Below are 13,062 nucleotides of genomic sequence, written 5' to 3'. Positions count from 1 at the left end.
AATGATAATTTTGCCATTATTTTGAATAGCTTGGAATCCATCATTTTATTATTCGGAAGCAACATTGGAGACAAAACAGCGAATCTAACCAGAGCTGTAGAATTATGTTCTGAACATATAGGTCCCATTAGCAAAGCTTCTTCTCTTTACTCAACGGAACCGTGGGGAAAAACCGATCAGGATATCTTTATTAATCAGGTGGTAAGCTTCAACACCAGGTTAACTGTGGAAGAAGCCTTGGCTGTTACTCAGAAAATCGAAGTCCAATTAGGAAGGGTTAGAAAAGAAAAATGGGGTAGCAGAACAATAGATATCGATATTCTTTACTTTGGAAATCTGATCAGAAGAAGTAAAGCGCTTTACATACCCCATCCGGAAATTGGCAACAGAAGATTTACCCTTGTTCCATTAGTTGAAATAGCCCCGGACTTTAAGCATCCTGTGCTGAATATTACAAATGAAGAAATGCTGAAGCGTTGTGAAGATAAGCTGGGAGTTGTTAAGTGGAAAGCTTAAAGTTTTTGGGGACCTAGAGGATAAAGCCTTCTTACAAGGCAACATTAAAGAGCTTCTTATATTCTAAAAATTAAGCTGAAAGCTTAAAATTAATTTAACTTTAAACTTTCAGCTTTAAGCTTTCAACTCATTAAATGCTCATCACTTCTGAAGCACTATTGATCTTTTTAACAAGTCCCTGAAGTACTTTGCCAGGTCCACATTCTACAAACTCTGTAGCACCGTTGCTGACCATGTTTTGAACGGACTGAGTCCATCTTACCGGAGCTGTTAACTGAGCTATAAGATTTTCTTTTATGATATTGATGTCCGTTGCTGGCAATGCATTTACATTCTGATATACAGGACAAAGTGGCTTATTGAAGTTTGTTGATTTTATTGCTTCCGCAAGTTCTTCTCTGGCAGGTTCCATTAGTGGTGAATGGAAAGCTCCTCCGACAGGTAGAGGCAGCGCTCTCTTTGCTCCCGCTTCTTTCATTTTCTGACAAGCAATTTCAATGCCTTTCATACTCCCTGAAATCACAAGTTGACCCGGACAATTGTAATTAGCTGCTACTACAATTTCGTCAGAAATACTCTTACAGATTTCTTCAACTTTGTTATCATCAAGACCAAGGATTGCAGCCATGGTACTAGGATTAATCTCGCAAGCTCTTTGCATCGCCAAAGCCCTTTTTGACACGAGCTTCAATCCATCTTCAAAAGTAAGTGTACCGTTAGCTACAAGTGCAGAAAATTCTCCAAGCGAATGTCCTGCAACCATATCAGGATTAAAATTTTCACTGATTTTTGCCAGTACTACTGAATGTATAAAAATAGCAGGCTGAGTTACCTTTGTTTGCTTAAGTTCCTCATCAGTGCCTGTAAACATTACATTAGTGATATCGAAACCAAGAATTTCGTTTGCTTTTTCAAATAGTGACTTTGCCTTTTCTGAACGATCGTACAAATCTTTTCCCATTCCTGAGAATTGAGAACCCTGACCAGGAAATACGTAAGCTTTCATCTTTTTTTAGTTTTTTCGGCTTGCAATTTAAAGCTTAACAGAAATTTAACAAAAGTTTGAACCAACTCTCTTCCTTTGACATAGGTAATTTTCTGTATTTCAACAACTATCAAAAAACTTATTTATCTTAAAATATGGAGCCAGCTTTTAATATTCTGTAATTCATCCTTCTTCCTCAATCGTCTAACATACTTTACTTCAGCCACATAATAGTATATACCGTCCTTATTCGTTCCGCCATTCCAATGGATATTAATATCATTGTCCTGAGTGTGAACAAGTGCTCCCCATCGATTGTAAACACTGAACTTTACTTTTTCGACATATCTCGGTGTATCCAATGGGACTACCTCATCATTGAAACCATCACTATTCGGAGTGATAAGGTTTGGCAATCCATAGAAAACACAATTATCTACACAGACTCTGTTACTTTGAAGGCCTTCTACACCAAAAATATTGACGGCTGATACGGTATAGCACCCTGATAATGAAATGGTATTCATATCAATATAAGTAGTATCTGGCACCGACTTAAAGAATCCCAATTCATCATCTTCATATTGAGCAAAATAGATATTATAGTGATCAATATTATTACAGAGTGGATCCCCTACCCTTGTCCAGTTCAAAAGATTTCTATTCACTAATACCTTATCTTTACAGTCCTGGGAGATAATAGTCAGGAAAGGCGGCGGTGGTATCTGATCATCTATCGGAATTTCACATTTAGATTCCGATGTACTAATCAGAGGTTTAGGATATTGTGAGTTGCAATAACTTCCATAAGATTCGATATAATAACAGAAAGTATCACAATTGACAAGATTATCATCCGTAAAAGTTCCGGAAATATTTCCTGGCAATGTTTTATAAAGTGAAAATAAACTTTCACCTTCTGCTTTTCTATAAAGTTTCAGAGAATCAATATTCCAAGGAACATTCATTGTCCAGGATACCATAACTTTCCTGTCTCCCGGAGTAGTCTGTAAAAATAAGGTGCTGGCAGGGTCGCTTGGTATTGTATCAGAAAACAGCACATCAACTCTGTAACTATAGGAAGTATCTGCAGTATTAAGAGGTTCATCAACAAATACTGTATCAGATGGCTGGCCTATTTCCACATAATCTGTTCCGTTAATACCGGTTGCTCTGAAGATTTTATATGAATAAGAACCACTTGAGAGATTCAAAGGCTTAAACCATTTAATGGTATTTTTTCCAGCTGATGTATCGGTAATATCTACATTAATAGAAGCTAACAAAGCAGCATTGTCTTCCAGGCTTCCACAGACTTCATCCGAACCTTTACTTAAACCACCTTGAGGTAATTGAAACACAGCGACAATAACATAGCAATAAAAATTGCCTCTGGCTATTTTATTATTGTCTAAATAAGTAGTTTGGGTAGCAGGCACCTCAGCCAATAAAGTATACCCTGGAAACCCCTCAGATCCAACCTGGCAAGGATCCTGCTTGTAATCAGTAGTATCACAGCTTTTCCTGTAAATCCGGATTCTGGAAGCAGTAGAGCAATTATAATTTTCCCATGTCAATCGTAATCCTTTTCCTTCAGGAACCACAGTCTGTAGATTTGGAGCCTTGGCTATTATCTTTATTCGCAGAGTCTGATAATCTGCAAGTTGAAAAGTTGTATCAGTAGGATAATCAACAGCTTTAAATTCCACCTGGTGAGGCTGATTTCTTGCGTACTCACATTTTGTAGCCCATTCAAAAACTCCTTTGGGATTTTTACCAAAAGGAGGAGGATTAGTAAAAGTTGCACCTAACCTATATACTCCAGCTGGAGGATTATTTAATGGAAGGTTTGTAGAAGTTATCCTTACATCCTGATCCGGATTAACATCTGGATCGGTAGCTTCTATGTTAAAAATTAACGTATCTCCGGCAACTATACAAGTATCAAGGCCTTTGGAAAGTTTCGGAGGTTCATTCCTGGAAGGTAATACCTCAATCTGCATATCCCTGGTGATATAACCAATTCTTTGTCCGTTCCTCCATTCTTCTACGTAAAATGCAACATTAAACAGACCTTCTTCCTGAGGTACATTCCAAACCAAATCTCCTGTTATACTGTTTAAAGTCATATTGTCAGGAGTAAAATACCCTGAGACATCGACTCCAGCTGCTTGCTTAGGAACAACTAATCTGTATGAAATACTGTCACCTTCGATATCATAAGCTCCCGGATTGTAAACATAAAGTTTTCCCTTTTGAGCTTTATCCAAAGGCGGAATTGCCATTTGAGGAGAGTTGTTAAGGACTGATACTCCGGAAACAACTGAAACCAAAGATTCTATGTAAAATGGAGTATTTATGGAATTACTGATATTCTTAATACTTCCATTTCTGTTAGACTCTGTGTATCCAACTTTGTAAGTTCCCGTACCAGGATAAATATGTTCAAAATAGTAAATATTTTCATATGTATCGTTTCTGATAAGTCTTTTGGATGCTCTGGGTTGTTCGGATGAAGTTCCGTCTCCAAAATTTAAGGTTGCAGTGGGATCATCAACACCAGCATCTACAGCAGGTCGATTTGTATATACGATCAGAGTAAAGCTGTACTTAACATCTGACAATCTTTGTGTAAGTATATTACCAGCTCTGATGTGAGTGGCATGTGTTCGTTGTGCCAGAGAAAGCATAACGATTATTAAAAAATTTATATAACATGTTTTCAGAACCTTCATTTAAATCTCGCTGGGATTATGTTATACACGCGAATAATTATTACAATGGAAATTGAATTATGTTTGAAATATGACAAAAAATGCAAAAAATTGCATTGCATACTAAAATTCCCGAATGTAACTTTGGGCAAGTTAATATTAATTTAAAACTAAAAAAACACTATTAAATTATGGGCTGGTTAAGTAAGGCTTTGTCCGGAAACCTTGGTCAAAAACTGATAATGTCTTTAACAGGTCTTTTTCTGATCTCGTTCCTGTTAGAACATCTTCTCAGTAATCTGCTGCTCCTGAAAAGTGATGGAGCTGATTTCAACGCCTACGCGGAATTCATGAAAACTAATCCCGTGATACAGGCAGCAGAGTACGTCCTTTTCGGAGGCTTCATTGTACACATTATCTATGCAGCAATCATTACTGCAAAGAACAAAAAAGCCCGTCCTCAGGGATATGCTTACAACAAACCTTCTGAAAACAGCAGCTGGTTTTCAAGAAACATGGGATTGTCTGGCTCAATGGTTCTGATCTTTCTTATCGTTCACCTGAAGTCATTTTTTGTTCCTCACAAAATTACCAACTCTGCAACGATGACCATTTATGATGATGCAATCATTACATTTGGCAATGTACCTTACACATTATTTTATGTTGCAGCTATGTGTCTTCTTGCGTTTCACCTTAACCATGGCTTCCAGAGTGCATTCCAGACTTTGGGACTTAGACATCCTAAATACACTCCGTTCATTAAAAAATTGGGAACAGCTTTCGCAATACTTGTTCCTGCAGGATTTGCAGCTATACCACTTTATATTTGTTTCATCAGATAGTCCACATAATTGATATGACGAAATTAGATTCTAAAATTCCTGAAGGACCTGTAGCAGAAAAATGGACCAAGCATAAATTTAATCTGAAGCTTGTAAACCCTGCTAATAAAAGAAAATATGATATTATAGTGGTCGGAACCGGATTGGCCGGAGCTTCTGCCGCAGCTACTCTGGCGGAACTTGGTTACAATGTGAAAGCATTTTGCTTTCAAGATAGCCCAAGAAGAGCGCACAGTATCGCAGCTCAAGGTGGTATCAATGCCGCAAAAAACTATCAAAATGACGGTGATAGTATTTTCAGATTATTTTATGATACTGTAAAAGGTGGAGACTACAGAGCAAGAGAAGGTAATGTATACAGACTTGCAGAAGTCAGCGTTAATATAATTGACCAGTGCGTTGCACAGGGAGTGCCATTTGCAAGAGAATATGGAGGACTTCTGGATAACAGATCATTTGGAGGAGCTCAGGTTTCAAGAACTTTTTATGCAAGAGGACAAACCGGTCAGCAATTACTTCTGGGAGCATATAGTGCACTATCAAGACAAATCGGTCTTGGTAATGTTAAAATGTATTCCAGAACGGAAATGCTTGATATTGTAATGATTGACGGCGCTGCCAAAGGTATAGTAACAAGAGATCTTGTTACTGGAGAAATTGCATCTCACGCAGGGCATGCAGTACTTCTGTGTACAGGTGGATATGGAAACGTATTCTATCTATCAACAAACGCACAGGGTTCTAACGTTACTGCAGCATGGAGAGCTCACAAAAAAGGAGCATTCTTTGCAAATCCTTGCTTTACTCAGATTCACCCAACCTGTATTCCGGTGTCAGGAGATCATCAGTCTAAACTGACTTTGATGAGTGAAAGCTTAAGAAATGACGGAAGAGTTTGGGTTCCTAAAAAAGTAGGTGATAAAAGAAATCCTTCTGAAATACCGGAAGATGAAAGGGACTATTTCCTGGAAAGAAAATACCCATCTTTCGGAAACCTGGTTCCAAGAGACGTTGCTTCAAGAAATGCAAAAGAGCAGTGCGATGCAAATAAAGGTGTTGGATCCAGCGGTTTAGCCGTTTATCTTGATTTTGCTGATGCTATCAAGAGACTTGGCGAAAATACGGTACGTGCAAAATATGGTAACTTGTTTGACATGTACGCTCAGATTACCGGGGAAAATCCTTACAAAACTCCAATGCGTATTTATCCTGCAGTTCACTATACTATGGGCGGCCTTTGGGTTGATTACAATCTGATGACAACAATTCCAGGACTTTATGCACTTGGAGAAGCAAACTTCTCTGACCACGGAGCCAACAGACTGGGAGCCAGCGCACTTATGCAAGGACTTGCTGATGGTTACTTTGTAATCCCTTATACTGTAGGAGATTATCTTGCAGGACTAGGTACTAAACCTGTTGACAAAAACCATCCTGCGTTTAAAGAAGCAGAAGACAAAGTTAAAGCATTAACTAATAAATTCCTTTCAATTAAAGGAACTAAGAGTGTAACACATTACCACAGAGAGCTTGGCAGAATTATGTGGGATTATTGTGGTATGGCTAGAAACGCTGAAGGTCTTACAAAAGCTAAAGGATTAATAAAGGAGTTAAAAGAAGATTTCTGGAAAAACGTTAAAGTTCTAGGAGAAGGTGAAGAACTAAATCAAAGCCTTGAAAAAGCTGGAAGAGTTGCCGACTTTATAGAACTAGGAGCATTGATGGTAGAAGATGCTTTGAATAGAAATGAATCATGCGGAGGACACTTCAGAGAAGAATATCAGACCGAAGAAAACGAAGCAAAAAGAGATGATGAAAACTATGCCTATGTTGCTGCCTGGGAATATAAAGGAGATGATAAGGCAGAAGAACTTCACAAAGAAAACCTAAAGTTTGAAACTGTTAAATTAACCCAGAGAAGTTACAAATAATGAGCGGAACAATGAACTTAACTGTAAAAGTCTGGCGTCAGAAAAATTCTAAATCTGAAGGCAAGATGGTCTCTTACAATGTAAAAGATGTATCTCCAGACATGTCTTTCCTTGAAATGTTCGACGTTCTGAACGAGGACCTTATAAGCAAAGGAGAAGAGCCTATCGCTTTTGACCATGACTGCCGCGAAGGTATCTGTGGTATGTGCAGTATGTATATAAACGGAAGGGCTCATGGGCCAAAAACAGGCATCACAACCTGTCAGCTCCACATGCGTAGCTTCAAAGATGGTGATACTATTGTCGTAGAACCATGGAGAGCTTCTGCATTCCCGGTTATAAAGGATCTTGTTGTAGACAGAGGGGCATTTGACAGAATTATCAATGCTGGTGGATTTATCTCTGTAAACACTGGAGGTGTTCCTGATGCCAATGCCATTCCAATTTCAAAAATAGATGCAGATGCAGCTTTTGATGCTGCTACTTGTATAGGTTGCGGTGCATGTGTAGCTTCATGTAAAAATGCCTCAGCTTCCCTATTTGTTGCCGCTAAAATCACTCAACTTGCTCTATTACCTCAAGGACAAGTAGAAAGAGCAACAAGAGTTGAAAAAATGGTAGCTCAGATGGAAGCGGAAGGATTTGGTGCTTGTACTAATACTGGAGCTTGTTCAGTTGAATGTCCAAAAGAAATCTCTCAGGATACAATTGCAAAAATGAACAGAGAGTATTATTCTGCCAAAGCAAGCTCTAAAAATCTTTAAGATTATTTAATTCAATAACAAAAGGCGGCCCTCAATTAGAGCCGCCTTTTATTTATAATTTGTAATAAATTCAAGTTTCCGATTCTAAAGGAGAATTTTTCTTTTCTCTACAACAACATTGTTATTGATGTTCTTCCCTTCTCTATTAGAGTTTGAGTTTGGAATTGGAGTTTCTTTAGGAATAACTTCCTCTTCTACTTCAACTCCGTCTTGATTTAAGGAATCTGTCGCCCCCCCTTCTCCCTCAGGTACTGCAAAGCAAACAATATTTTCATTATCTACCCAGGCACAACTAATGGAGACTTCTTCTTCCTGCTCCTTCGCTTTTTCTCCCTGACCATATGAAAATACTGAAATACCTAAGAAAGCAATTAATCCAATCAACCATTTCATAATATCTTCCCTTTCCAAATTATCTAAAAGTTTAACCGGATTAAGAAACGGAAGGTTTAAATCTTATTCAGAGCACCCTTTTACAATCTGATTTTCAATAGAATTAATCTTCATCTCCAAAAAACTATTGTATTCCTTTATTGAATTCAGATAATTTTTCAAAATTTTGATTTCTTCCTCTCTTTGAGCTACTATTTCAGAAAGACGTAGTTGTTCTTCCATGAGAGCAGTATTATCAGCCATTAATTCACGCATTGTTTCCTGAGAGTAAATTTCTCCTTCCTCCCCTTTTTCGGCTCCGAATCTCTTTCCAAGAATCAGGTGATCCAGAGATACGTTAAAAAATTCTGCAATTTTTATCAGAGATTCTATGGAAGGAAGACGCTTTCCTCGTTCGTAATTGGCGATATTACTCCTATCTATGTGTAATAAATTAGAAATATCCTCCTGCGTAAGATTTTCTTCCAACCTTAGCTCTTTTAAAACCTTGTAAAAATTCACGCCATCCATAATCACTATTTAAGCAATTTGTACCACAAAATCAAACCTATATGTTTCTTAAAGAAACATATTAAAAAAAATAGTGCAAATAAATCCTTTTAATAACTAACCCGTACAATCTTTAATAAATTCTAACTAATGCTTGTTTCTTTTTGAAACAAGCATTAGTTTAATGTTCTAATTCAAAAACTAAGCAATACCTAATTTCAAGTATGCACTTGTCTATAGAGGAAATTATAAGAGGATGTAAGAAAAACGACTCTATAGCACAGGAAGCACTTTTTAAGCTATATTCAAAAAAGCTGATGACTGTTTGTCTCAGGTACTCTTCCTGCAGAGAAGACGCAGAAGATCTGTTTCAGGAGTCAATGATTAAGATCTTCCAAAGCCTCCACTCATTTGAAGAAAAAGGCTCTTTAGAAGGTTGGATGAGACGCATCATTACCAATAATGCTATTAAAGAATTCCGCAAAAGAAAATACTTGTCTTCTTTATCTGAACCTGAATCTTTTAACTTACCGGTATTTTCAGATGATAACATCATTGAGAAAATGTCCGGAGAAGAATTGATGACCGTAATCCATAGGCTTCCAGAGGGATCAAGAATGGTTTTCAACCTTTTTGTGATAGAAGGTTATTCTCACAAAGAAATTAGTGAAATGATGCAAATATCCGAGGGAACTTCGAAATCTCAGTTTTTTAATGCTAAAAAAATCCTAAAAACTTTATTAGGGAAAAAAGTAGATCAATTACAGCAGATTTAATTAACTCATATTCTTTCTTCTATCTATTTCTTTCCTAATAAGCGACAGCTCACGGCCAGTCTGACTTTTTATGGATTTATTTTCTTCTGCTCTCCTTAATAAATAAGGCATCACAGCCTCTAATGGCCCAAATGGAAGATACTTACCCACATTAAAGTTTTTCCTGGATAAATTAAAAGAGATATGATCTCCCATACCATAAAGTTGAGCAAAATAAACTCTTTCATCATTATTTTCCAGCTTCATTGATTTCATAATTTTAGTCTGAAGGAGATTACTTTCCTCATTGTGACTTCCTGAAACAATTGCCAGATAATTAAGATTATTAAGACAAAACTCAAGAGCTTCATTAAATGCCTGATCTGTTTCTTCCTTTGTGGGAAAAATAGGAGAAGGGTACGCTAAATCAAAAGCTCTTTTACGTTCCTTTTCTAAATAGGCTCCTCGAACAAGTTTTACCCCAAGCTTATAACCATTTTTCCTTGCTGAATTTATTGCCTCCCTTAGAAGGAAAGGCATATCCACTCTATACATCTGAAATGTCCTAAAAATCAAAACATGACCTTTATTGTATTGACTCATTAATTTCAAAGTTACTGCATCAATAGTATCCTGAATCCAACTTTCCTCTGCGTCAACCATAAGCCGTACCCCAGCATCTGAGGCATAAGCAGCAATTTTTTCTACCATTTGATTGAAATGAGCGAATTCTTCCTTTTCAGTAAAATTCAACTCAATGCCACTCTGTGCTTTTTCCAAAATGGAGAAGCGGCATAAGGCTGTCATTTTAAATACAACAAAGGGAATGTTCTTGTCAGAAGCCGCTAAATCTATGGATTTTCGAAGTACTTCCATAGTATGATCATATGCAGCCGTAGAGCTTTCGGCTTCAACTGCATAATCTAATATGGTTTTAACCTTAGAAGAACTTAGGTTATCGATAGATTTTTTACATTCATCCAGATTCTCTCCGCCGCAGAAATGATCAAAAAGCGTATTTTTTATTACTTTTTTAACAGGAAGTTTCCATTTTAATGCACTTTTTACAAAATAACTGCCTATCTTTGTTAACTTACCCATCCCCATTATTGTGAATAAGAAATTCATTCTTTTTAATTCACGATCAGGGCGGGAAGAAAAAGCTACCGAAGTGTCGTCAAAAGATACAAGGTTGTGGTTGTCCATACGTTAGATAAGAACGACAATGGACAATGAATTGTTGGTCTAATTTATTCTTTGAAAAAAATTATGGAAGTTAATTTACAAGTAAATCCTTTAGAAAAATGGGCAAAAGTAAAGGGCAAACCACTTGTCATTGCTGGGCCTTGCAGTGCTGAAACACCTGAGCAGTTAATGGCAACTGCGAAACTGTTAAAAGACCTTGGAAAAGTAGATGTACTTAGAGCAGGTATCTGGAAACCCAGAACAAGACCTAACAGCTTCGAAGGTGCAGGTGCAGAAGGTTTGAAATGGCTTGCTGATGTTAAAAAAGAACTAGGCATACCTGTTGGAACTGAAGTAGCAAATACACAACATGTTGAAGAAGCTCTGAAATATGGAATTGATGTACTTTGGATTGGCGCAAGAACAACTGTAAGTCCATTCTCTGTGCAGGAGATGGCCGATGCACTTCAAGGCGTAAAGAACGTTGCGGTTTTGGTTAAAAACCCAACCCATCCAGAACTTCCATTATGGATAGGAGCATTCGAAAGACTATATAGAGCTGGTATAAGAGACCTTGCAGCTATTCACAGAGGATTTGCAACATCTGATAAATCTAAATTCAGAAATATCCCAATGTGGCAAATTCCGATTGAATTAAGAAGAATAGCTCCACAAATTCCTATTATCTGCGACCCTAGCCATATCGGAGGGAAAAGAGATCTTATATTTGAAATTTCTCAAAAAGCGCTTGACCTTAACTTTGATGGTTTGATGATTGAAACACACATCACTCCTGAGAAAGCATGGAGCGACGCAGATCAACAAGTAACTCCGGCAAGACTTTCGGAAATTCTCTCTGAACTGAAAGTTAGAAAAGACTCTTCAACAGACAAGGACTTTAACGATCATCTTGATGATTTAAGAAAGAAAATAGACAATCTTGACAGAGAGCTTATCGAAGTGCTTGCTGCAAGAATGGCTATAGTTGAAAAAATCGGCGAGTACAAGAGAGAGAATAATGTGACGACCTATCAGGTAAAAAGATGGGATGACATTATGAAGAACAGAGCTGATCTAGCTACCAAGATGAGCCTGAACCCTGAATATATTATAGAAATCTATAAAATTATTCACGAAGAAAGTATCAGAAAGCAGACAGAGATCATGAAAGCTGTTGCTTCAAAGGCTTAATGGTTGTTTTTTATCTGAGGCATTGTTTTTCAACTTCAATGTCTTTTTGAAAAAAAATATTTAAACCCGCAAGGTTATTAACTTTGCGGGTTTATTTTTGTATTTGTGTTAAGGCATAACCGAAGAAAGTATCAGAATTTTTCTTTATAAGAAGCCTCTGTCTTCCTTTAAAATCAGACCAAGCAGAGCTTTTTCTAAAGGTACGGAGTCATTCTTCTGTATAGTAAGCCTTAACTGCTTAAGTTTTAAAATTCATGAGCAACCAATTCGTCGTCATAACAACAAGCATTCGAGAAGAGCTAAACAAGTTTTTGAAAGAAAGAAAATTTTCTAAAATTGTATTGCTTGCGGATGAAAATACATACAAATACTGCTTTCCCATACTAGGCCTGAGCCTGCCGGAAGAACAAATTATTGTAATAAAAAGCGGGGAAGAGCAGAAGAATTTGCGCACTTGTGAGTACATTTGGGACAAACTCACGAACCTTAGACTTGACAGAAAGGCATTACTGATCAATCTCGGAGGGGGGGTCATTGGTGATATGGGTGGATTCTGTGCTGCTACTTATAAAAGAGGAATATCATTTGTACAAGTGCCTACAACCCTTCTGGCACAAGTCGATGCAAGTGTAGGTGGCAAACTGGGTATTGATTTTCATTTGTTCAAAAACCATATAGGGGTCTTTCGTATTCCTGATGCAGTGCTTATTGATACTATTTTTCTTAAGACATTACCAAACAATGAACTACGTTCCGGGTTTGCAGAAGTAATAAAACATACACTCATAGCTGACAAGAGCAAGTGGGACGAGATCAGACAAAAGAGCCTGGCAGAGCAAGAGTGGCAAAATCTGGTTGAACATTCAGTGCTGATCAAAAAAAAGGTTACAGAAGAAGATCCGGAAGAAAAAGGATTGAGAAAAATTCTGAACTTTGGCCATACCATCGGCCATGCTATAGAAAGCTACTTTCTGAATATACCTCACAAAAAGCTTTTGCATGGTGAGGCTATCGCCATAGGAATGATTTGCGAAGCATATATATCAATGAAAAACGGCTTCATTTCACAACAGGAACTGAATAAAATTAAAAATTATATCATTGCAATTTTTGGAAAAACAGAAATTTTTGAATACGATTCGGAAAAAATTCTACCTTTAACTTTGCAGGACAAAAAAAATGAGCAGGATGAAATACTAGGTTCCTTATTAAACCCGATAGGGCATTCAACTTACAACCATCCTCTCACATTTAAAGACATAATGGATTCAATTCGTTTTTATTCTTTATAAAA

12 protein-coding genes are annotated in these 13,062 nt (G+C 37.2%); 7 read left to right on the top strand and 5 right to left on the bottom strand.

The window, feature by feature from the left end:
• Window positions 1-30 precede the first annotated feature (30 nt).
• Window positions 31-516 (top strand): 2-amino-4-hydroxy-6-hydroxymethyldihydropteridine diphosphokinase, encoded by a 486-nt coding sequence (gene folK, locus MYP_RS06995; protein WP_045460424.1) that lies wholly within the window; start codon window positions 31-33, stop codon window positions 514-516.
• Between the two features lie 130 nt (window positions 517-646).
• Here the strand turns inward: folK and fabD are convergent, their stop codons facing one another.
• Window positions 647-1,522, bottom strand: coding sequence for an ACP S-malonyltransferase (gene fabD, locus MYP_RS06990; protein WP_045460421.1), 876 nt, complete (start codon window positions 1,520-1,522; stop codon window positions 647-649).
• 122 nt (window positions 1,523-1,644) lie between these two features.
• Complete coding sequence (locus MYP_RS06985) at window positions 1,645-4,236, bottom strand: gliding motility-associated C-terminal domain-containing protein (protein ID WP_081990424.1); 2,592 nt, start codon at window positions 4,234-4,236, stop codon at window positions 1,645-1,647.
• Between the two features lie 170 nt (window positions 4,237-4,406).
• Between MYP_RS06985 and MYP_RS06980 the strand changes: the two genes are divergently transcribed.
• Genes MYP_RS06980 through MYP_RS06970 form a run of 3 tightly spaced genes read left to right on the top strand, consistent with a single transcriptional unit; the run spans window position 4,407 to window position 7,755 of the window.
• Window positions 4,407-5,060: a succinate dehydrogenase cytochrome b subunit gene (locus tag MYP_RS06980; protein ID WP_045460415.1), complete on the top strand. Its 654-nt coding sequence runs from the start codon at window positions 4,407-4,409 to the stop codon at window positions 5,058-5,060.
• Window positions 5,061-5,074: 14 nt separating this feature from the next.
• Window positions 5,075-6,991 carry a fumarate reductase/succinate dehydrogenase flavoprotein subunit gene (locus tag MYP_RS06975; protein WP_045460411.1) on the top strand — a complete coding sequence of 639 codons (1,917 nt, stop codon included), beginning with the start codon at window positions 5,075-5,077 and terminating at the stop codon, window positions 6,989-6,991.
• 11 nt (window positions 6,992-7,002) lie between these two features.
• Window positions 7,003-7,755: a succinate dehydrogenase/fumarate reductase iron-sulfur subunit gene (locus MYP_RS06970; RefSeq protein ID WP_197060026.1), complete on the top strand. Its 753-nt coding sequence runs from the start codon at window positions 7,003-7,005 to the stop codon at window positions 7,753-7,755.
• 84 nt (window positions 7,756-7,839) lie between these two features.
• On the opposite strand, the gene MYP_RS06965 is transcribed toward MYP_RS06970, so the two are convergent.
• The gene (locus MYP_RS06965) at window positions 7,840-8,148 is read right to left on the bottom strand and encodes a hypothetical protein (protein WP_156140377.1); all 309 of its coding nucleotides are present in this window, start codon (window positions 8,146-8,148) and stop codon (window positions 7,840-7,842) included.
• Window positions 8,149-8,211: 63 nt separating this feature from the next.
• Window positions 8,212-8,658, bottom strand: coding sequence for a helix-turn-helix domain-containing protein (locus MYP_RS24815; protein ID WP_052430002.1), 447 nt, complete (start codon window positions 8,656-8,658; stop codon window positions 8,212-8,214).
• Window positions 8,659-8,861: 203 nt separating this feature from the next.
• Here MYP_RS24815 and MYP_RS06955 point away from each other — a divergent pair, with 203 nt between their 5' ends.
• Window positions 8,862-9,413: an RNA polymerase sigma factor gene (locus MYP_RS06955; RefSeq protein WP_052430001.1), complete on the top strand. Its 552-nt coding sequence runs from the start codon at window positions 8,862-8,864 to the stop codon at window positions 9,411-9,413.
• On the opposite strand, the gene MYP_RS06950 is transcribed toward MYP_RS06955, so the two are convergent.
• Window positions 9,414-10,598 carry a proline dehydrogenase family protein gene (locus MYP_RS06950; protein ID WP_045460399.1) on the bottom strand — a complete coding sequence of 395 codons (1,185 nt, stop codon included), beginning with the start codon at window positions 10,596-10,598 and terminating at the stop codon, window positions 9,414-9,416. It lies immediately after the preceding gene.
• Window positions 10,599-10,661: 63 nt separating this feature from the next.
• Between MYP_RS06950 and MYP_RS06945 the strand changes: the two genes are divergently transcribed.
• A complete protein-coding gene (locus MYP_RS06945) occupies window positions 10,662-11,768 on the top strand; it encodes a chorismate mutase (RefSeq protein ID WP_045460396.1) in 1,107 nt (368 codons plus the stop codon).
• 254 nt (window positions 11,769-12,022) lie between these two features.
• Window positions 12,023-13,060, top strand: a complete 1,038-nt coding sequence (gene aroB, locus MYP_RS06940; RefSeq protein WP_045460391.1) for a 3-dehydroquinate synthase — start codon at window positions 12,023-12,025, stop codon at window positions 13,058-13,060.
• The last annotated feature ends 2 nt before the right edge of the window (window positions 13,061-13,062 follow it).

This window comes from Sporocytophaga myxococcoides (assembly GCF_000775915.1).
Lineage (GTDB): Bacteria > Bacteroidota > Bacteroidia > Cytophagales > Cytophagaceae > Sporocytophaga > Sporocytophaga myxococcoides_A.
This window is presented reverse-complemented; position numbering and strand designations above follow the sequence as displayed.